Origin of the sequence: Cytobacillus firmus NBRC 15306 (assembly GCF_001591465.1) — a bacterium.
GTDB lineage: Bacteria > Bacillota > Bacilli > Bacillales > Cytobacillaceae > Cytobacillus > Cytobacillus firmus.
Window position 1 is genome coordinate 1 of record NZ_BCUY01000071.1, and the last position, 20,845, is coordinate 20,845.

Sequence of the window (20,845 nt, forward strand, 5' to 3'; positions counted from 1 at the left end):
ATAGTGATAGGTAACTGAAAAAGGGGGAGGACGTCATTCGGACAAAATATTTTATTAGTTTGCTGCTGACTTTTTTGGCTGAAGTGGCTGTAACGCTTTTCGTTGCTTCCACATTCTCTGTAAGGTTCATTGAGGTAATGTTTTTTACTGGCATGGCTTTTGCTGGCCTTAGCTTTTACTTTTCAAGCAGCGGAGGAGTCATTTCAGATTTCAGTTCCTCACAGGCAAGTGCTCAAACAGGCTTCATCCAAAAAAGGGAAGTGTTTGTGTTTAGGAGAGGGCCTGTTTTCACTTCCTCCATCATTTTTTTCTCCATTGGATTAGTGCTGTTTATTCTGCTTATTTCAGGGGTTATTCCGCCTGCGGGTTAATATCATGGTGTTGTACTTTGTGGAGCTATTGTTTTTTTTGATATCAAGCTCGCCATGACGGAAAAATAGACTTTTACCTGGGATATGGGCCAGGTTAATAAAGAGGGAGAATAGAAACAAGGATAAATATATTGGTGATTTTAAGGAGGACAATAAATGGGCGAGAAATTATTAAGGGTAGGCACAACCTATATACCAGTAACAAATGTAGACCATTCTTCTGATTGGTATGTTAATAAATTAGGAGCAGAGTTAAGCTATAAAGATCAGGATAAAGCTATTTTAAACTTTGCCAATCAGAGTATTTTTCTTGTGAAATCTAATAAGAATCAAAGCTCCAATTTCTTTGATATCTACGGCAATGAGCGTTTTTCGCTTACTTTTGAAGTTAATGGATTAAGTGCCTTAGAGGCAATACATAAAGACTTTGAGCAAAGCGGAATTAGAGTTAAAGAGATCGAAGACAGAGGGCACTCTGGAAGAAATTTTGTCTTTTATGATTTAGACGGCAACAAATTTGATGTGTGGAGTGAACTAAGTCCAACCTTCAAAGAGAAATATCTTATTTCGGAAAATAATTAAAAGTGGAGGCGATGTTTTCTTTAAGCATCGCCCTTTTAATGCAAGGCATAATCAGGCATCTTATTATTTTAAGCTTAGAATACTAATAGATCTTTATTTGAAAGGAATGAATGAGCAGGGGGTCTTATCAGTCTGCAGTTTTTAAGCTGAAAATGGATCAGCATTACCCAACACTTGAAATGGATTGCCTATAAGCAGATAACCAGTTTCAAGTGTTATTTATTCAATTCAACTGTTTCATTAATATCTGCCGATTTAGAGTTTTGTCCTGTCATGCGTTTAAAGAGAAAGGCTGCTTTTTTCGTGAAATTGCCTGTTTCCCAATATTCGGCCGCTTCCGCTTTTACCTTTATAAGGACAACGTTAGGATCATCATAAGATGTCTGCATAATTTCTTCATATGCTTTGCTCCACAATTCTTTTTTCTTTTCTAAATCCTCAACGATTTCCGCTCTTCCGCGGACGGAAACATAGGATTTGCCTGCATAAGCCACATTAACATCTTGATCATGAAGTATTTCCTCATACTTTGCAGTCTCTTTTTTCGTGAAAAACCATAAGTCACCATCAAATTCTACTTCTTGTGTTTTCATTGGACGGGACACAAGTCCTTCCTCCGTAACCGTGGTCAGCATGGCCGTGTCTACGTCTTTGATTAACTCTCGTAATGTTTCTATTTCTTCTTGATTTACCATGTTAGACATTTCTATCACCTCATTATGTTTTATAGAAGTATATTACCCCTTGTTCCAGCTTTTATTCAGAGTATGGATTTTAATATATTTTAGAATTAGAGGAAGCGCATTTAAGACATTATTTCCTATATTTGAGGAAACGTGTTATATAATTTTTCTAATAAACTATAAAAATATAAGGAGAAAAAAATGCACGCATTATTAATAGGAGCAACGGGAGCAACAGGCAAGGACATGCTGGATTTGCTGCTGGAAGATGAGTACTTTCATCAGATAGATGTTTTTGTCAGGCGGGAGCTTCCTATCCAGCATGAGAAATTAAAGGTTCATGTGATTGACTTTGATCAATCTGAACAATGGAAGGATTCAGTGAAAGGCGATGTCTTGTTTTCTTGTTTGGGAACGACCTTAAAAGCTGCGGGAAGTAAAGAAGCGCAATGGAAAATCGATTACGGATACCAATACCAGTTTGCCAAAATAGCCAGAGAAAACCATGTCAGTCATTATGTTTTGGTATCTTCAGGGGGCTCGTCTCCTAATTCTCCCTTATTTTATCCAAGGATGAAGGGGCAGCTGGAAGATTCTGTAAAAGATTTAGGGTTTCCTGGCGTGACAATTATTAAGCCGCCTGTGCTGGTAAGAAAAAATAGTGATAGAACCATGGAGGTTGCCGGAATGAAAGCCGTACAGTTTTTTAATAAATTCGGACTGCTTCGTTCTCGGGAACCGCTGCCGACAGAAATATTGGCTCAAGCCATGATCCAATCCGTGAAACCGCCAAGAAGCGGCATTTTTACGCTTGAAGGTGAAGCTATTCGGGAATGTGCGTGGGAAGTTTGAGTAAGAACCTGATAACTTTGACCCAAGAGGTCAAGGTTATTTTTTATACTGCCGGATAGGGAATTTATGTTAAAATAAAGGTAATGGTTCCCGTATTGATTTAACAAAAACTAGGCAAGATTTATCACAGCTTTCTATCTGGATCAGCTGGGAAAGTCCTGATACTTATGATATAGATGCAGCTGTATTTATGGCTGATCAAAATGGGCATTGCCCTGATGATTCCTCCATGATTTTTTATGGCAATAGTGTTTCAACGGACCAATCTGTACAGCATTCTGTGATTGCAGAGACGGGTAGAAGCACAGAATTATTTCACATTAATTTGCCTTTAATAACACCTTCTATCGAAAAGCTTGTTTTTACGCTGACCATCTATGAAGGAGATAAAAAGAATCAGACTTTCTCAGAAATGAATAATGCTTCTATTTTATTCAGCAATGCAGCAACAGGGGAAGAGCTGCTTTCATATAAGCTGGGGTCTTTTACTATTGAAAACACTTTAGTATTGGGTGAATTATATAATAGAAATGGAGATTGGAAGTTTTCAGCCAATACCGGGGGTTTTTCCGGCGGACTCGCCGCTCTGTGCAATCATTTTGGCATTGAAGTGGAAGAAGAGCAGGAGAGCGGCGCTTCCGAGGCGGCACCCGCGCTGGAAATAGAAAGTCCTGTTTTACAAGAGACTCCAGCAAAACCAGAACCGCTTATTGTGCCCGAGCCAGCTGCTCAGCAGCCGATTAAGCTTGGAAAGATCACGCTTGATAAGCCCGGAGAAGGTGTTTCACTCAGAAAAGCTGCCAAAATTGAAAATGTTAAAGTCAGGCTCAAATGGACAAAGGGTGTTGATTTGGATCTGCACGCTTTTTATAAAACCAAAAAAGGCGAGTTTGGACATATTTATTTTGGCAATAAGGGCGGGTTTCATACCTCTCCATTTATCAAGCTTGATAGAGACTCCGGTGTCGGAAACACGTCTGGAAACAATGCAGAAAACCTGACGATCAAAACACTGAAGGATTTGGACTCAGTCATCATTGCCACGAATATCTTCCGGTTTCTTGGCTTTATCTCAAAAGGGGAGAACTTTGCCAAATACGATGGCCGCGTCCTCGTCAAAACCGGCAACGGAGATGATATAGAAGTTCCATTAACTTCAAAAGTTAAAGGAAGATGGTGCATCATCTGCAAAATAGACAATACGGATGCAGCAGATCCAAAGGTTCTGAATATCAACCGGGTACAGTCCAATAAACAAGAAGCGATTGAGTGGGCCATGCGGATGCCGGACCCGCAAGGACATGGGGAAGGCCAGATTGAATTGCGTCAAGTGTTTTAGGTTCCGGAGCTGTCAGGGGATCCGGAAAATACAATGGAAATGACAGGGCAAACAGTTTTCATATGGAAAACATTTCTAACGTGCTAATAGGTAAAAAGTATTGAATAATATGATTCTTTTGCTATAATTTAGAAGTTATTGAAAATAAAAGTAATCAAATAGGTCTTTTGGTGTATTCAGGATAGGGACCCTGTTGCTGATACACGTTAAAACCTATTTAAAACGGAACTTTTAGAATGGGCAGCGCTCCTGCCAGATTCCTAAAACACTTCCTTTTCTTGTATTTCAAGATAAGTGGGTGTTTTTTTTATTGTGGGAGGAGGGTGAAACTATGTTTTTTTATAGTTCCGTCAGGAAATCATTTTTATTTCATTAAGGAGTGATGTTAAATTGAGGTTCAAATTCAAGTTAGGAACAAAAATCAACTTAATTGTAATTAGCATCGTACTGCTGCTATCTGTTATTATCGGAGGCGTTGTAGTAAATGAAGTAACCAAGGGGATTAAGGCATTTGCAATTGAAAAAGCTAAGGGTGACCTTAGTATAAGCGAAAGGTACATACGGAATAAGTTTCCTGGTGAATGGGAAATCCGGAATGGCAAGCTGTATAGAGGAGATCACCTCTTTAATAATGATTTTGAACTTGTTGATGCAATAGGCCAGGATACTGGTGCTTCGGTTACCATTTTTCAGGGGGATACCCGCATTACAACGAATGTCTTTGTAAACGGTGAGAGAAATATTGGAACAGCTGTTTCACCTGAAGTGCGTGAAGTTGTACTTAAAAAAGGTGAAAACTATTATGGGGAAGCTAAAGTTACAGGCAATACCTTTCAAACAGCCTACATGCCGCTGAAAAACAAGAGCGGAGAAACAGTAGGAATCTTGTATGTAGGCGCTCCCCAAACCATTATTGATAAAATTCTATCGGACTTCATGACAAAGTTCCTTATCCTTATCTTAATTGTTGCTGCTGTTGCATCTCTAGTTGTCTTCTGGTTTACTAAAAGGCTGCAGAAGCGTCTTGCAGCTGTTAAAAGTGCATTAGAACTGGCTGGCAGAGGGGATTTTACAGCAGAAGTTATAGATGATGCGGGTGATGAGCTAACAGATCTTTCAAAAAGCTACAATGAAATGAAGGAGAATTTAATAACCATGATCAGAGGAGTTTTAGAGACTTCCGATCAGGTAGCTGCTTCATCAGAGGAGTTAACTGCAGGGGCAGAACAGACCAGCAGGGCGACTGAACAAATTACGGAAGCCATACAGCAGGTTGCCGGCGGAGCGGAAACACAGACCCAAAGCATAGAAGAAAGTGCAAAAGCTTTAGAAGAAGTAACAAGCGGCATTGCTGCGATTGCGGAGTCTTCTGCAGAAATTGCCGAAAATACTGCTGAAGCGGGGACCCGTGCAGAAGAAGGCGGCAAATATGTAGAACAAACTTCTCAGCAGATGACCCTGATTCATACTACTGTGATCGAAACCAGCAAGGAAGTCCAGCTTTTAAATGAGAGGTCGAAGCAAATTGAGAATATCTCAAAGGTGATTATAGATATAGCCAGCCAGACCAATCTGCTTGCATTAAATGCTGCTATTGAAGCGGCAAGAGCAGGGGAACATGGCAAAGGTTTTGCTGTAGTTGCAGACGAGGTAAGAAAGCTGGCTGAACAATCCCAGGAATCTTCTTCTCAAATCTCTGAGTTGATCCGGCAAATTCAGAATGATATGAACCAATCCACAGATTCCATGAATTCAGTAAAGCGGGAAGTTGAAAATGGTTTGGGAATAGTCTCCCGAACACAGAAGAGTTTTGAAGTAATATTACGATTCATGATGGATATAGGACTAAAGGTTGATGACATGGCAGCGACCGCTCAGCAAATGTCTGCAAGCACCCAGGAAATTTCTGCGGCTGTAACAGGAGTGACAGCAATTTCAAGAGAATCTTCCATGCATAGTCAAGGCGTGGCTGCATCAGCTGAAGAACAGCTCGCCTCTATGGAAGAAGTGTCTGCTTCAGCCCATAATTTATCGGAAATGGCTGAGCAGCTTCAAGATACAGTAAGCCGGTTCAAGTTCTAAAGGCTTGCTGGCTTAGGAAAAGAATATCGGATTACAGGCGTTAGAAGAAAGCCTTTCACACAGGTCTCAGGCGTGTGTTAGCTGTGTCAAAGCTGGTGATACTGTCATGATGGATACTCCTGCCGATAAAAGTGCGTCTATTAAATAGCAATCGTTCTAAAAAGATAAGGGGATTAAAACCACAAGTAGACTTTTAATAAGTCAAGACTTGTGGTCTTTTTATTTGCAATGATCCAGTGCATAAAGTAAATATAGGAGTACAATCTGGAAAAAAGGAGAATAATATTCCTGTGTTGTAAAGGATTTTAGCTGAACTGTTTTATAGTAAGGAATCAAGAATAATGCATATTTAAAGGTGAGATGATGAAAAAATTTGTTGAGTATGTTTTTTTAACTTTGGGGGCGTCAATCGTTGCTATGGGATTAGAAACGATGTTAGCACCAAACGGGCTAGTAGATGGTGGTGTAACAGCGTTATCGATTATGGCCAATGCTTTATGGGGAATCCCAATTTATGTTGTATTTTTGGGCTTAAATATTCCTATTTTAATTTTTACAGCTAAAGAAGTGAGTAAACCTTTGTCATTAGAACTCTATATGCAATTTTTTCACAAATTAAAAAGTGTCGTTCTAGCAGCAGATCCATCAGCTATTATGGAGGCATCCTATGTTTGTGAAACATCTGGTATAGATAGGTCGCTTATATTACCGAAAGCCAACCCTTCTAGCAATAAATCGTAATATTTGCTTCTATTAGTTAGCATCCTGTTTGTTACTTGAGAATAGAAGGTGTGTATATTAACGGGGATTTTTCTGTTTTAAATCCCCTAAAGGAAAATCACATCACTCTCAATAGTGTATAAAGGTATACTAAATGTTTTTTTGTTACTATATAACTTAAAAGTGCGTACTTTTAATTGTCTGTTGTAGATATTATACTAACATTCATACCGTAGCCAATTCTTCTTTAAGCGGTGATTGTTCAGATGAAAAGACACATATACTAATTAGACATTTTAAAAGAGGGAATGAAGAATTCTCCTTTGTATTTTGTAAATAAGATCGAATTTAAGATAAATCAAATTTTTTATTTTAACTGTAATAATATAAAATACAGTTTTTAAGTGAAAGTTATTGATCCTTATTCAGGAAATGTTTTGAGGAATGGACCTCGAAATTGGCCGATGCCCTACGGAACGAATTTGTTGGCCATTTTTACTTCTGTTTTGTCATTGAAAGGAGGTGAATGAGCATGAGTAAAAAAATCGCTACAATTATAACAAACTTATTTGAAGATGTGGAGTACACTGAACCAGCACAAGCCTTTAAAGAAGCTGGTCATGAAGTTATCACGATTGACAAACAATCAGGTAACCAAGTAACTGGTAAAAAAGGCACAACCGTAAAAATTGATAAATCCATTGATGAAGTTCATCCTGCAGACTTTGATGCGTTGCTTATCCCTGGTGGATTCTCTCCCGATTTATTGCGTGAAGACGATCGTTTTGGTGAATTTGCAAAAGCATTTATCCAAGATGGAAAACCTGTTTTTGCCATTTGTCATGGACCACAAGTGTTAATCGATACAGACCTTTTAAAAGGTGTCGACATCACTGGCTATAAATCCATTCGCAACGATTTGAAAAATGCTGGTGCAAATTATAAAGACGAAGAAGTTGTCATCAGCAAAAATATTGTAACAAGTCGAGAACCAAAAGATATTCCAGCATTTAATCGTGAATCACTAAAACTTTTAGCTGAATAATAATGCTGTTGTAAAAACGTAAATATTTCTAACTTGCGGATTCTTTTAACAGAATCCGCAAGTTGGTTAAACAAATATATGAAGGGGGCTATGACGTTGTCATTAAAAGGAAAAAGAGTGGTTGTTTTAGGAGGTACATCTGGTATTGGTTTAGCCGCTGCTAAGGCGTTTCTCGATGTATCCGCTCAAGTCATTATTGCTAGCCGTTCTGCTTCAAAATTATCTGACGCAAAAGTGAAGCTTGGTGGTAACGTAGAGGGCTATGAAATCGACTTTCGCAGCGAGGAAAAGGCTGCAGACTTTTTCAAGAAGGTTGGGAAATTTGATCACCTGGTGGTTACGGCAGGTGAAGGCGCAATGGGTCACTTTAGCGAACTGCCTGTTGCAGCCGTAAGAGAGGCTTTTGATAGCAAGTTCTGGGGGCAGTATATTTCGGTTCGTGCTGCTCTTCCATACTTAAATAATGAAAGTTCTATTACATTAACTTCTGGTGTATATGGTGTGCGTCCTCCTCAAGGTGCAACGACTCTAGCTTCCATTAATTCAGCAATCGATGGATTAGTACGAGGACTTTCAGTAGACCTGGCACCTATCAGAGTAAACGTGGTATCACCTGGTATCGTTGACACTCCTCTTTACGGCGGAATGCCAGAAGATCAAAGACAAGATATGTACCAAGGGATTGCTAAGCAATTACCTGTCGGACGTATTGCTCAACCTAAAGATATAGCTGAAACCTATGTTTACCTAGCGAAAAATGGGTTTACAACTGGCACATCTGTTCTTATCGATGGAGGAGCTCATCTGATTTAATCCATTGATATCAAAGTCGATTGATAAATTGATTTAGAATAGAAGTGGTGAGGATGCCCTATAAGTGTCAGACACTTATAGGGCATCCTCACTTCTTTGTTTTTTTGCACAGACGGAAGCGAAATAGCTATATAATGCAACAAAGAAGGATTTTGTGGTTTTTGGGAAATCCTAAATATATGCGTACATTATACGAAGAGACGTTAACATTCTGCTTCTATGATACCCAAATACACAAAAGAAAGGGTCGAGCCTTATGGATGATAAGAAAAGAGAGGAAATTAAAAATGCATTAGCCAAACACGTGGTAACCCTGCCTGATGGCACTTCTTTACCTAGTTTAGGACAAGGAACATGGTACATGGGGGAAAATCCCCAAGCGAGAGACAAAGAAATAAAAGCCTTGCAGCTCGGCTTAGAATTGGGTATGAAACTTATTGACACTGCAGAAATGTACGGAAATGGCGACTCTGAACGCTTAGTTGGCGAAGCTATTAAAGGACGCAGAAATGAAGTCTTTTTAGTCTCAAAAGTGTATCCCCATCATGCAGGTTTAGATATGATTTCAAAGGCATGTGAAAACAGTTTAAAACGACTCGGAACAGACCATTTGGACTTATATCTTCTCCACTGGAGAGGACGTGTTCCTTTAGAGGAAACAATTGAAGGAATGGAAAAACTGCGTGAAGAAGGGAAAATTTTAAGATGGGGCGTCTCTAATTTTGACACAGTTGATATGGAAGAGCTATGGAACACTGCAAATGGAAAAAATTGTGTGACTAACCAAGTGCTATACCATTTAGGTTCAAGAGGAATCGACTTCGATCTCTTACCATGGCAGCGGGAACATAACATGCCAATCATGGCCTACAGTCCCCTTGCTCAAGGAGGCTCTTTAAGAAGACAGCTTTTAAACGATCCAGCTATTCATGATATTGCTGACAAATACAATGTCCAACCATTACAAATCGCTCTTGCTTGGACCATCCGTTCGAATAACGTCATCGCTATTCCAAAAGCGGTTCAACTTGAACATGTTTTAGCAAATGCTGAAGCAGCAACCATTGAGTTTACTGAAGAAGATCTCAGTAGAATTGATCAAGTATTTCCTAAACCTACTAGGAAAATGCCATTGGATGTTATTTGACACTTGTTGGAGTTGCTGACAATCTAATATTTTGTACGAATTAAAGAAGCAGACCCCACTGGATCTGCTTCGTTTTATGATGGATTTGTTGACCATAATCCAGCTGTTTTAACGAATACTCTTGGATTAAATTTTAAACTAGCCACGACTAATTCTGCAAGGTCTTCTGGGTGCATCACGTTTTCTTCATTGCCTTTAACAAGATTTGTATCAATGGCTAAATCTGTAACGACCGTACTTGGTGTTAAAGCAGTAACACGGACATTATGTTTTCTTACTTCTAGCATAAGTGATTCTGTTAGCCCTAAAACAGCGAATTTAGAAGCACTGTAAGCACTTGTAACAGGAGCACCTTTTTGGCCAGCAGATGAAGAGATATTGATAATATCACCTGATTTTCTCTCAATCATACCTGGTAACACTGCTCTTGTTACATTATACACACCCATTAAATTAACTTGGATGATTTTCTCCCATTCTTCAGGTGTTAGGTCAAGGAAGCCGCCAAATTTCGCAACACCTGCATTGTTGATTAGGATATCGATTGGACCTAAGTCAGATTTGATATGTTCAACAGCATGTGTTACGGATTCAAGATCGGTCACATCTGCTGTTGCTGCAGCAACCTTTACATCAAATTGTGCTAGTTCAGCAGCTGCCTTTTCTAGATTAGACATATTTAAGCCGATTAGGCCTAAATGAACGCCTTCTTTTGCTAAGGCGATAGCAGTAGCACGTCCAATGCCTCTTCCTGCGCCAGTAACTATTGCAGTTTTTCCATTTAAAGAAATCATTTTATCACTCCTGAAGTTATTACAAATTAAAGTAGTTCATTCTAACAGAAAGACCGCAATCTTGCATGGAAACAGCTTGCGGTCTTTCCTATTTAGAACTCGAGGAATAATATATTTATTCTAAGTTGGCGTGTCTACCGTACATTTTATTGGTATCCAAACCTTTTTTCTCCATGAATCGAAGAATCACAGCGTCGTAAATTAGTAAAAGTGTTTGCTCAAATAAGGAGCCCATTGGTTGAATCGTCTTAAAATCACTCTCTGACTGATCTTTAGGTGAGCCAGGCAACTTAATTGTGATATCCGCTAATTGTCCAATAGTGGACTCAGGGAAAATGGTTACAGCTGCAATCGTCCCACCGATGCTTTTTGCTTTCTCAGCCATGGAAACTAAACCTTTTGTTTCTCCTGAACCTGATCCAATGATTAAGATGTCATCTTTTTCAAAGTTAGGGGTTACTGTTTCGCCAATCACATAGGCATCTATCCCCATGTGCATCATTCGCATGGCGAATGATTTGGCCATAAATCCAGATCTACCTGCACCTGCAACAAAGATTTTTTTTGATTCAAGAATCCCATTAACTAATTTTTCAGCTTCATCATTCGAAATTAAATCTGCGGAGCGATTTAACTCTTTTAGGATATCAGCCAGGTATTGAGTTGTATTCATGATCTGAATTACCCTTGATTAATCATTTGTTGCATTTTGGCAGCAGCAGCTTTTTTATCAGCTTGTCCAGTAATCCCGCCACCTACAATGACAAGGTCTGGCTGTACTTTGATGACTTCTGGAAGTGTGTCTAACTTAATACCACCTGCGATTGCAGTTTTAGCATTTTTTACAACACCTTTGATGGTTTGTAAATCTTCAAACGAGTTCTTTCCAACTGCTTGAAGATCGTAGCCAGTATGCACACAAATATAATCAACACCCATAGCGTCCACTTCTTTTGCACGTCCAGCAAGGTCTTTTACAGCAATCATATCAACAAGGATTTTTTTACCTTGTTTTTTCGCTTCTTCAACAGCACCTTTGATTGACATATCTTCAGCAGTTCCAAGAATTGTGACGATATCTGCACCTGCTTCAGAAGCCTTCATTACTTCATAACCAGCTGCATCCATGATTTTTAGGTCTGCTAATACCTTTAAGTTAGGGAATGCTTGTTTAACTGCTTTTACAGCATGAAGACCTTCATTGATTACAACCGGTGTACCGATTTCAACGATATCAATGTGCTCCTCCACTTCTTTAACTAACTCAATTGCTTCTGGGATATTGACTAAATCTAATGCTAATTGTAATTCCATCTATATTCACTCCTATAATTTTTTTATTGTTGTACATTGATAATGTCTCCAAAGGGTAATAATACTTTTACAGTAATATTATCCTTAAATTGCATTATCTGTACCTGCCAGCAATAAGGGATATCATGTCCTCTCGCTGAACAATTGCAAGTATACAACGTATGATTAAACATTAAAAGTACGCACTTTTATTTTACATAGTGTTAAAAAGTATACTATAAGACAAACACTTTATATAGTCTTACTATTCACTTTAAAAGAAACAATGCACTTCCGTATGGCCTATTTTCAGTATAAGTGCTTGATAATTGCCCAAATTGACATTGTTGATCCACGTCTCAACCAGCCTCAGGTCATGTTTCTGCAAGCAGGGGGGCGAACGGTTTAGTTGACGGGATCAAGTACTACGGGTGCTTACGTTCTACCCCGGCTGCGGTTATCATATATCGATATAAAAAATGGTCAACCAGAAATATTTTCATTTCTAGTTGACCTTATAATACGAACGGGTGCTTTAGTCAAAGAAGAGCCGATATAAATAATAAAGAAAACTGGCTTTTCAAGGCGAGTTTTGCTTGGTTAAGTCGTCTTCATTGTTCATGATGGATTCGAACTGGTCCGGACCATTCCAGGTAAAGGGAAGCTCTTCTTCAGCTTTGTGACTTTACAGCCTCTAGCGGTCAAAGGAGATAGAATCAGAGAATCATATAGAAACACGCTTCATAACAAGTCTGCTCACCGTGTGCGTGTGCTGCATTCCTCCAATATCGATGTGACGATGTGCCGGGAATCCCACTCGCCGCGAGAAAATTTCACGATCGGGTATTTTTTCGGGAACAGCTTCTGGCAGATTGCGTCAGCGGGATGCCCTTCTATATCCAGTGTTAATACTTCATCCTGGATGGCCAGCAAATAGTTCCGCTTTCTCTGAAGGGCTGCACGTCCATTTTCTACATAGCCTGCGTGGCTGCAGAATACATCTTCAAAGTCATAGGCTAGAACGCGTTCAAGGGAGCGGATAATTTCCGGAATGCTTTCTTCTGCTAAAACCACCTTGGTCTTCTCACTGACAAATAAATCACCCGTAAACAGCTGGCCGGTTTCCCGGTTTAAAAAGGCTTTATGATCGAAAGCATGGCCGGGAGTGTTGATGACATCCCATTGCGCTTTTCGGGAGGAAAAGGAATCCGGCATCGCCTGGGCGCAAAACGGTTTCCTTCTGCCCCAAAAAAACTGTCTGTATAAGGGATAATCAGCCCTTTTTTTACAGGAAGGAATGGATGTTTCGTTTATATAGATAGGGAGTTTCTTCGTTTTTTCAGCATATGCTGCACAGCCGGAATGGTCTTCATGAAAATGGGTGATCATGATCTGATCAAAGTCTGCTTCATCAATGAACGGTTCAAAAAATTTATGGAGAGACTGTGCCCCGGTGTCGATTAAGACCCCATCCGTTAAATAGCTGTACACATTTAAGGAAACACCCTGAAACTTAATTTGGCCATTCAGATAGGAAACGCCGTTTTTCTTTCCCGCTGATGCTTTCTTTTTAACCAGCAAACCTGTTCAGCTCCTTTTTTCCGCGCTGTATATTTTCCTTAATACAATCTGTTTTTATAACTTTCCTGAAGATCCTTCGCCACTTGTTCAGCGGTTTCATTCGGCAGGTTTGTATGGGCTGCCAGCATAGCAGGGGCAGAAGGAAGGGCTTCTTTCGCAGGCCATGACTCCCCGTTCCATAATCCCGATCGGATCAATGCTTTTGCACAATGGATAAAGCATTCCTCTGCTTCTGCTAAAATTCCAAACAACGGAGTGCGGCCATTGGCAATACTTTTTTCTAAGAGCTCCGGATCACGGCAGATGTAAGCTTTACCGTTAATTCTTAGTGTTTCTCCAAGCCCTGGTATAAGAAAAAGAAGACCAATATTGGGGTTTTCGATAAGATTATGAGCGGTATCCATTCTTCGATTGCCCGGCCGTTCCGGAATAAATAGATGCTTTCGGTCAAGAACTGTCACAAATCCGGGGGAATCTCCCCTTGGAGAAACATCACATTTCCCGGCACCATCTGAAGTGGACATCGTTAAAAAAGGCGACTTGGAAATAAAATCAATGCAGTGCTCATCAATGAAAGAAATGACTTTGCCGGCGGCACGCGCACTGGGCTGGCCGATTTCTTCCCGAAAAGACGCAAATTCTTCTTTTGTGGTTATGATATTTTTATATTTTGTATTCATGTCTATCTCCTTTTCATCATGCTTTATGCTATTTTTCTATCTCCGCTGATGTCTTTACAAGCCGGAACACAACATAATAGATTCCGCTAAGTCCGGCTATCCCCAGCACGGTAAGGAAAGGCATTTTTCCGGCAAAAAGGATTCCGATCACAAATAGCCCAAGACAAATGAGGATGGCGAATAGGCTTAGTAATATTCGTTTACTCTTCTTCAACATTTTCACCGCTTTCCTTTTAAGACGTAAGGTTTCTGTATGTTAAAATGGGCCATATACTTAACTGGAGGCAGTAGGATGGACTTTGCTGCGGATGTATTCTGGCTGTTTTTCGTTATTCTTTATTTGTGTTTCTTCTTATTAAATGCTTTTAGGCAGCACGAAATCAGAAAGAGCAGGAACATATCATAAAAGCTGAATCATGAGATTCTGAATCGGCTTAGGGAACCTAAGTAGTATATTAACATAAATATCCATTTAAAGGGTGTTTGGGTAAATGGAAACTGCAGAGGCAGGGGATTTTGCAAATAGACTGAGAGGATTTTGCAAATAGAACGCTGATCCTGCAAATAGAAAAGCTTTTTTCGCAAACAGAATATCAATCTGCAAATAGAAGGAGAGGACTTGCAACTAGAAAGGCTGATTCTGCAAATAGAATCTAAAAAACTTGCAAATAGACCACCCGCCCACCTGCTGCTGTCTGCCTTTTTTAGCAGTCCCTTTTGAATAGTATGGGAAACCCGGCTTCCTTGGTGGAGCCGGGTTTTCTTCTTGGGGATACAGCGAGCAGGCAGGGGATTTTGCAAATAGGCAGAGATGATTTGCAAATAGAACGCTAAATTTGCAAATAGAAAAGCTTTTTTTGCAAATTGAATATCAATCTGCAAATAGATGGAGATGACATGCAAATAGAAAGGCTGATTCTGCAAATAGAATCTTAAAACTTGCAAATAGACCAGCCCATCTGCTGTGTCTGGCTATGCCTTTTTTCTTGTTTCACGCACAAAATGCTTTAATGGGCCAAAGAACCTGATTCTCTGTCCCGGCTAAGTCTCATATTCTGTTAAAATATGAAATTTTTCTACAGCATTTTTTGGGAAAAATAGATCTAATTTCCTGTTCTATAATCTGTTAATCAGGTCTTTTGATCCTTATATGAAAAATTTGGTTTTGTTACCTTTATAGTGTATTAAAAAAATTCTGAATAATATAACTAGGAGGTAGGGGATGAGGATTAAAAGATCAGCAGTGGCCTTATTAATGTTCATGCTAATCTTCTCTAGTTCGGTCTCTGCAGCCGTTGTGCCTGAGAAAACACCGAGCAGCAAGGGAGAAGAAAACCGCAAGACCATCCAGGAGATAAAGAAAAGCGAGCTGGACAAGCAGTACAGCAAAACTGATATTGTCAGGGTCATAGTGGAGATGAAGACAGAGCCATCTGTCCTTTATGCCCAAAAGCAAAAGAAGAAGTATAAAGAACTTCCAGATGCAACAAAGCAGAAGCTGAAAAATGAAAAGCTGTCTGAACAGCAGAAGGTAAAGGATCGTGCTAAAAAGAATAAAGTGAAGATGATTGAGCGCGAAAGCTTTACTACGATCTTAAATGGCTTTAGTGCTGAAATGATGTATGGCGATATTGAGCTTGTAGAAGAAATGCCGGAAGTGGCCGAAGTACAAGTGGTGAACGAGTACGAAAAGCCGCAGGAAAAGCCGGATATGCTTTACAGCAAAGAGCTCGTACAAGCTCAGGAAGCTTGGCGTGATTATGGATTTAAAGGTGAGGGCATGGTAGTCGGCGTCATCGATACCGGTATGGATCCTTCTCACCGCGATATGGTTTTAGCCGATGAATCAGAAAAGGAATTAACGAAGGCGGAAATCTCCAAGTTTAAAAAAGATAATGGCCTTCTAGGGAAATATTATTCTGAAAAAGTACCATATGGATACAACTATATGGATGAAAATGACACCATCCGCGATATCGGCCCGGATGCATCCATGCATGGAATGCACGTTGCCGGAACTGTCGGAGCGAATGGTGATGAGGAGAACGGCGGCATTAAAGGAGTAGCTCCTGAAGCCCAGATCCTTGCGCTTAAAGTATTCGGAAATGATCCGAATATGCCTTCTACATACAGTGATATTTATGTAAAGGCAATTGATGATGCGATTGTACTTGGTGCAGACGTACTGAATATGAGTCTTGGTTCAACGGCCGGGTTCGTCAGCCCAGAGTCAGCTGAACAAAAAGCGATTGCCAGAGCAGTAGATAACGGCATTTTAATGTCTATCTCTGCGGGAAACTCTGCTCACTTTGGAAATGGATTTGCAAATCCAAGCAGTGAAAACCCGGATATCGGTGTTTCCGGATCACCTGGTGTATCCTATGATTCTCTGCAGGTAGCGTCCATTGAAAATACTTTCATGGATCTGGATGCAGTCAACTACCAATTCGGTGAAGAGTCTGGAAAAGCTGCATTCTTGTCAGCTGGAAATGTACACCCGAACGATGTTGAGACGAAAACATTTGAAGTAGCCTACGGCGGACTGGGCAAACCTGAAGAGCTGTCCAGTGTTGCTGGAAAATACGCATTAATTCAGCGCGGAGAATTGGCATTCGTTGATAAAGCCATTAATGCCCAGGCCGCTGGAGCTGTCGGAGTCATTATCTACAATAATGCAGACGGTTATGTCAACATGGCAAGTGATCCGTCCATTACCATCCCGCAGCTATTCATGCTGAAGGCAGACGGAGACAAGCTGGCAGCAGCTATTCAGGATGGCCAGACAGTCACTCTTTCTTTTAACGGAGAAAAAACAAAGTCAGCAAACCCTGAAGCAGGCAAAATGAGCGCCTTCACTTCTTGGGGATTAACGCCTAACCTGGACTTCAAGCCTGAAATTACAGCTCCGGGCGGACAAATTTACTCTACTCTTGAGAATAACCAGTACGGAATGATGAGCGGTACATCCATGGCAGCTCCTCACGTATCCGGAGGTGCGGCACTTGTTCTTGAGCGTGTTGATACAGAATTTGGCGTAACCGGCTTTGACCGTGTCAACGCTGCAAAGAACCTGATGATGAATACAGCGGCACCTGTCATTGATAAAGGAACCGTAAACAGTGCATTTGAATGGAATATCCCTTATTCTCCGCGCCGCCAGGGTTCCGGCATCATGCAGCTTCATTCGGCATTATCTTCTCCTGTTATCGTAACGGAGGCTTCAACGAATGAAGGAAAAGTGGCTTTAAAAGAAGTAGGCGATACATTTGAATTTACTCTAAAAGCGCAAAACTTCAGTGATGAAGATGTGGCTTACGATGTAGCAGCGAATCTTCAGACTGATTTTGCAGCCTATGGAGAGATGGGATGGGCAGCAGATGAGCTTGAAGCTCAGAAGATTCTGGATGCTTCTGTAAAAGTGGATGGCCAGGATTCAGCAGAGGTAACCGTTCCTGCGAATGGTTCTGTAAGTTTTAAAGTAAGTGTGGATGTCAGCAATGCAAAAGTGGTAGATCCTTCGAAAACAGGAAATTGGGAAACTCATCTGGACATCAACGAGGTATTCCCGAACGGATATTTTGTTGAAGGGTATGTCACTTTGACAGATTCAACTGACGTGAACCCACAATTAACGATTCCTTATGTAGGCTTCAAGGGTGATTGGGATAAAGCACCGATCCTTGACGGCATGAAGTATGATGACAGTTCATTCTACGGAATGGCAGGAGCTGTTTCTGAAACAGCCGAGGGCTATTCTTACTTGGGATATGATCCGGTAAATGACGCATTCAGCGGTGAAGCGATTGCCATTTCTCCGAACGGAGACAAAGTTCAGGATCAATTGATCCCGGTTCTTTCATTCCTGCGAAATGCTAAACAAGCAGAATTCGCGATTACAGATGAAGATGGAAAAACACTAAGAAAGCTGCGCACGGAAAACAGCCTTCGCAAGCATTATTACGATGGAGGACTTGGTGCGAATTATACTCTTAACCCGAATTGGGGCTGGGATGGAAAAATCAGCAATCAGCTTGCACAGGATGGACAGTACTATTTTGAGATTAAGTCTGTTATCGACTATGCAGGAGCAGAATGGCAGTCCGTGAAAATCCCTGTAAAAGTGGACACGGCTGCGCCAAGCGTTCAGGCTGAACTTATCGAAGGCAACACGGCATTAAAGCTGGAAGCGGCTGATAACCCTGACGGTTCCGGCATTTCGTATATTGATATTTTCATAGATGAAGAGTCTATTCTGGATGAAGCGCTAAGCGGCGATACAGAAGAATTTACTCTTCCGGAAGAACTGGAAGCTGGCACAAATGTTAAGGTTGTAGCCTATGACTTTGCCGGCAACTCTTCCGAAGCAACTGTGGAAGCGGGCGAAGTGAGCAATGACAAGACCGTTCCATACGTGTACCTCGTAGAGCCTGAGGCGCTTGAAGTGTACAACACAAATGAACTGAATGTCAGCGGCACGATTAAAGAAGAGTCTGGCATGAAGGAATTCACCATTGCCGGAACTCCTGTTGAGACTACTTACAACGAAGCAAAAGGGCAATATGAATTTGAAACAGCAATGACGTTTGAAGATGGCGTTCACAGCCTGGAAGTGAAAGCAGTGGATACTGCCAATAATGCGATTTCCTTCAAGCGCACGATCATCGTCGATGCCACTGGCCCGACGGTTGAAATTGATGGACTGCCTTCAAGCAAATACATTAAGCATAACAAGAAAGACCCTGTCATCGACATTACAGTGACAGATAACTTTGACCAGCTTCGCTTCTCCCAGGACGGCAGCGAGCTATTCTACCAGGAATTCCAGGAACCTTATGCAATGAGACCTATTGAAAAAGAGTTTAAGAAAATTAAGCTCTCATTGAAGGAAGGCTTAAACGTTTTCACGTTTGAAGCAGAGGACCTGGCCGGAAACAAAACAACCAAGACAGTCGAACTGTACAAGCTGAAAAAAGGTGAACAGCCACCGCAAAACCATGAAACCCCTGATGGCCCGGTGAAGCCTGGGAAAGGGAATGGAAAGAAAGATAAGTAATAGTATGGGGAAACCCGGCTTCCTTGGTGGAGCCGGGTTTTCTTTTTGAGGAGACTGCGAGCAGGAGTGGAATTTTGCAAATAGACGGAGAGGATCTGCAAATAGAACGCTGATTTTGCAAATAGAAAAGCTTTTTTGCAAACAGAACCTTTAATCTGAAAATAGAATCATAAAACTTGCAAATAGACCAGTCTCTCTGCTGCAGACTCGTTATAAGCTGAAATGATTGTTGACTATTCAGTTGAACTGTATTATCTTATTATTAAGTTGAACTATATAGCTGAACTGAATAGAGGGTGAGAATATGAAACATAAATTATTACCGCTGTCTGAAACTATGCATTATATTTTATTAGCTCTGCGTGAGCCGCTCCATGGCTATGCCGTAATGCAGAAGATAGAAGAGATAAGTAACGGCACCGTTATTTTAGCGGCAGGTACGTTATACGGTGCAATTGAAAACTTGAATAAGCATGGCTGGATCGAACCTGTTGGAGAGTCAGGCCGGAGAAAAGTTTATATGATTACCGCGGAAGGAAGCGAAATTTTGAAAATCGAACAAAACAGGCTGCTGCATATTTTATCCCTGTACGAAGGAAGTGAATCGAATGAAGAAATTTAAGGTGTTTTTTGATATTGAAAAAGAGGAGCACTGGCTGAATGAGCAATTGCAAAAAGGCTATCTCTGTACAAATATTAGCGGATTGGGAATATACACTTTCGAAAAAACAGACAAGAGATATGTGATGCGGCTCGATTATCAAGATTATTTATCAAAGAAAAAGTTCGAAGATTACAAAGGGTTATATGAAGATTTCGGCTGGGTTTATATAAATGGGCCGTGGCTTGGCGGAATTCGATATTGGCAAAAAGTGGATGATAGTCAAAGTCAAATCTTCTCGGATCGCCAATCAGAGAGTAATTATTATAAAAGGCTGATGGGTTATTCATCTGGTTTAGGGATACTGTTATTGTCCTTTTCTTATATGCTTTACAAGGATTCAGGCTTATATTTAGCTGAAGGTCTTTGGAGTATGGAAGGTGCATTATTTTGGAAAGCCTTTTTATTTGAGACTCCATTTGTCCTTTTAAGGCTGCTTCCAGTCTTTATGGCTGTTTTCTTCGGCAGCAGTTTCTATAAAGCTTATCGTAAGTATTCAATGCTAAAAGAGAAATAGTGCAAGGGTGTCTAATACACGAGACAGGGGATGGGGGACAATGAACCTGTCCCTTTTTATGGCTGAACATGCAACTTTCCCGCCTGTAAAATCGTAAACTATTAAAAAGGGGGACTGGTTTTGAAAGAAAATAGCAGCAGGTTTGATTTTTACTCGGCCATTATCATTTCTGTGATAGCCATATTATTAATGATTAGGAACATGTTATCGGACATAGATTTCTTTTCCGTGACCAATGCTTTGGCTGTTTTTGCTCTAGTAGTATCTCTCAGACAGTTATATACCCTAACCATGTCATCCCGGAAAGGGGAACCATCATGAATCTGTTCATATTTGCTCTAGCCGGATTGAATGCCGGGGATATTTTATTTCAGCTTTTGGCTTTTGCCTTTTTATTGACCATTCCTGCGATTCTCGTCACCTTCTTTTTTATTTTTAAGAGAAGAAACGACAGGTTAAAGCGAATGGAAGAAAAAGCTGGATCAAATCCTTTTTAAAATGGAAGGCACGAATAAATAGAGGATGTTTTAGTGTAAGGCGGGGAGCTGGTGTGCAGAATGAATCTGTGTACTTTTTTTGATGCCTTTTAACTTAAACAAACAGGAGCTGGAGGAGCTTCGGACACAAAAAGG

The 20,845-nt window shown here is 40.6% G+C and carries 18 protein-coding genes and 1 pseudogene; 12 read left to right on the plus strand and 7 right to left on the minus strand.

Features of this window, described 5'->3' with window-relative positions:
- The first annotated feature begins 527 nt into the window (after window positions 1-527).
- The gene (locus tag BFI01S_RS16740; protein WP_061793625.1) at window positions 528-953 is read left to right on the plus strand and encodes a VOC family protein; all 426 of its coding nucleotides are present in this window, start codon (window positions 528-530) and stop codon (window positions 951-953) included.
- A gap of 215 nt (window positions 954-1,168) precedes the next feature.
- On the opposite strand, the gene BFI01S_RS16745 is transcribed toward BFI01S_RS16740, so the two are convergent.
- The gene (locus BFI01S_RS16745; protein WP_061793626.1) at window positions 1,169-1,657 is read right to left on the minus strand and encodes a pyridoxamine 5'-phosphate oxidase family protein; all 489 of its coding nucleotides are present in this window, start codon (window positions 1,655-1,657) and stop codon (window positions 1,169-1,171) included.
- A gap of 180 nt (window positions 1,658-1,837) precedes the next feature.
- Here BFI01S_RS16745 and BFI01S_RS16750 point away from each other — a divergent pair, with 180 nt between their 5' ends.
- The 7 genes and pseudogenes from BFI01S_RS16750 to BFI01S_RS16780 all read left to right on the plus strand — a co-directional run bounded on the left by BFI01S_RS16750 (window position 1,838) and on the right by BFI01S_RS16780 (window position 9,634).
- Window positions 1,838-2,488, plus strand: a complete 651-nt coding sequence (locus BFI01S_RS16750) for an NAD(P)H-binding protein (protein ID WP_061793627.1) — start codon at window positions 1,838-1,840, stop codon at window positions 2,486-2,488.
- 94 nt (window positions 2,489-2,582) lie between these two features.
- Complete coding sequence (locus BFI01S_RS23785) at window positions 2,583-3,827, plus strand: TerD family protein (protein ID WP_082804552.1); 1,245 nt, start codon at window positions 2,583-2,585, stop codon at window positions 3,825-3,827.
- 390 nt (window positions 3,828-4,217) lie between these two features.
- Window positions 4,218-5,909, plus strand: a complete 1,692-nt coding sequence (locus BFI01S_RS16760) for a methyl-accepting chemotaxis protein (protein WP_061793629.1) — start codon at window positions 4,218-4,220, stop codon at window positions 5,907-5,909.
- 363 nt (window positions 5,910-6,272) lie between these two features.
- A pseudogene (locus BFI01S_RS16765) lies at window positions 6,273-6,511 on the plus strand (YitT family protein); the annotation flags it as partial.
- Window positions 6,512-7,161: 650 nt separating this feature from the next.
- The gene (gene yraA / locus BFI01S_RS16770; protein WP_061793631.1) at window positions 7,162-7,674 is read left to right on the plus strand and encodes a cysteine protease YraA; all 513 of its coding nucleotides are present in this window, start codon (window positions 7,162-7,164) and stop codon (window positions 7,672-7,674) included.
- A gap of 90 nt (window positions 7,675-7,764) precedes the next feature.
- Window positions 7,765-8,487 carry an SDR family oxidoreductase gene (locus BFI01S_RS16775; protein ID WP_235831215.1) on the plus strand — a complete coding sequence of 241 codons (723 nt, stop codon included), beginning with the start codon at window positions 7,765-7,767 and terminating at the stop codon, window positions 8,485-8,487.
- A 256-nt stretch (window positions 8,488-8,743) separates the two neighbouring features.
- The gene (locus tag BFI01S_RS16780; RefSeq protein ID WP_061793633.1) at window positions 8,744-9,634 is read left to right on the plus strand and encodes an aldo/keto reductase; all 891 of its coding nucleotides are present in this window, start codon (window positions 8,744-8,746) and stop codon (window positions 9,632-9,634) included.
- A 74-nt stretch (window positions 9,635-9,708) separates the two neighbouring features.
- Here the strand turns inward: BFI01S_RS16780 and BFI01S_RS16785 are convergent, their stop codons facing one another.
- The 6 genes from BFI01S_RS16785 to BFI01S_RS16810 all read right to left on the minus strand — a co-directional run bounded on the left by BFI01S_RS16785 (window position 9,709) and on the right by BFI01S_RS16810 (window position 14,199).
- Window positions 9,709-10,428: a 3-ketoacyl-ACP reductase gene (locus BFI01S_RS16785; protein WP_061793634.1), complete on the minus strand. Its 720-nt coding sequence runs from the start codon at window positions 10,426-10,428 to the stop codon at window positions 9,709-9,711.
- A gap of 115 nt (window positions 10,429-10,543) precedes the next feature.
- Window positions 10,544-11,101 (minus strand): 6-phospho-3-hexuloisomerase, encoded by a 558-nt coding sequence (hxlB, locus tag BFI01S_RS16790; protein WP_061793635.1) that lies wholly within the window; start codon window positions 11,099-11,101, stop codon window positions 10,544-10,546.
- An 8-nt stretch (window positions 11,102-11,109) separates the two neighbouring features.
- Complete coding sequence (gene hxlA / locus BFI01S_RS16795) at window positions 11,110-11,742, minus strand: 3-hexulose-6-phosphate synthase (protein ID WP_061793636.1); 633 nt, start codon at window positions 11,740-11,742, stop codon at window positions 11,110-11,112.
- Between the two features lie 735 nt (window positions 11,743-12,477).
- Complete coding sequence (locus BFI01S_RS16800; RefSeq protein WP_061793637.1) at window positions 12,478-13,302, minus strand: MBL fold metallo-hydrolase; 825 nt, start codon at window positions 13,300-13,302, stop codon at window positions 12,478-12,480.
- A gap of 38 nt (window positions 13,303-13,340) precedes the next feature.
- Complete coding sequence (locus BFI01S_RS16805) at window positions 13,341-13,982, minus strand: pyridoxamine 5'-phosphate oxidase family protein (protein ID WP_061793638.1); 642 nt, start codon at window positions 13,980-13,982, stop codon at window positions 13,341-13,343.
- 28 nt (window positions 13,983-14,010) lie between these two features.
- Window positions 14,011-14,199, minus strand: coding sequence for a hypothetical protein (locus tag BFI01S_RS16810; protein WP_235831216.1), 189 nt, complete (start codon window positions 14,197-14,199; stop codon window positions 14,011-14,013).
- A 1,005-nt stretch (window positions 14,200-15,204) separates the two neighbouring features.
- Here BFI01S_RS16810 and BFI01S_RS16815 point away from each other — a divergent pair.
- The 4 genes from BFI01S_RS16815 to BFI01S_RS16835 all read left to right on the plus strand — a co-directional run bounded on the left by BFI01S_RS16815 (window position 15,205) and on the right by BFI01S_RS16835 (window position 20,710).
- Window positions 15,205-19,035 carry a S8 family serine peptidase gene (locus tag BFI01S_RS16815; protein WP_061793639.1) on the plus strand — a complete coding sequence of 1,277 codons (3,831 nt, stop codon included), beginning with the start codon at window positions 15,205-15,207 and terminating at the stop codon, window positions 19,033-19,035.
- Between the two features lie 304 nt (window positions 19,036-19,339).
- Entirely contained in the window at window positions 19,340-19,657 is a 318-nt protein-coding gene (locus BFI01S_RS16820; RefSeq protein ID WP_061793640.1) for a PadR family transcriptional regulator, read from the plus strand.
- Complete coding sequence (locus tag BFI01S_RS16825) at window positions 19,644-20,213, plus strand: DUF2812 domain-containing protein (protein WP_061793641.1); 570 nt, start codon at window positions 19,644-19,646, stop codon at window positions 20,211-20,213. Before BFI01S_RS16820 ends, BFI01S_RS16825 begins: the two co-directional genes overlap by 14 nt.
- 317 nt (window positions 20,214-20,530) lie before the next feature.
- Window positions 20,531-20,710, plus strand: coding sequence for a hypothetical protein (locus BFI01S_RS16835; RefSeq protein WP_235831217.1), 180 nt, complete (start codon window positions 20,531-20,533; stop codon window positions 20,708-20,710).
- Window positions 20,711-20,845 lie beyond the last annotated feature (135 nt).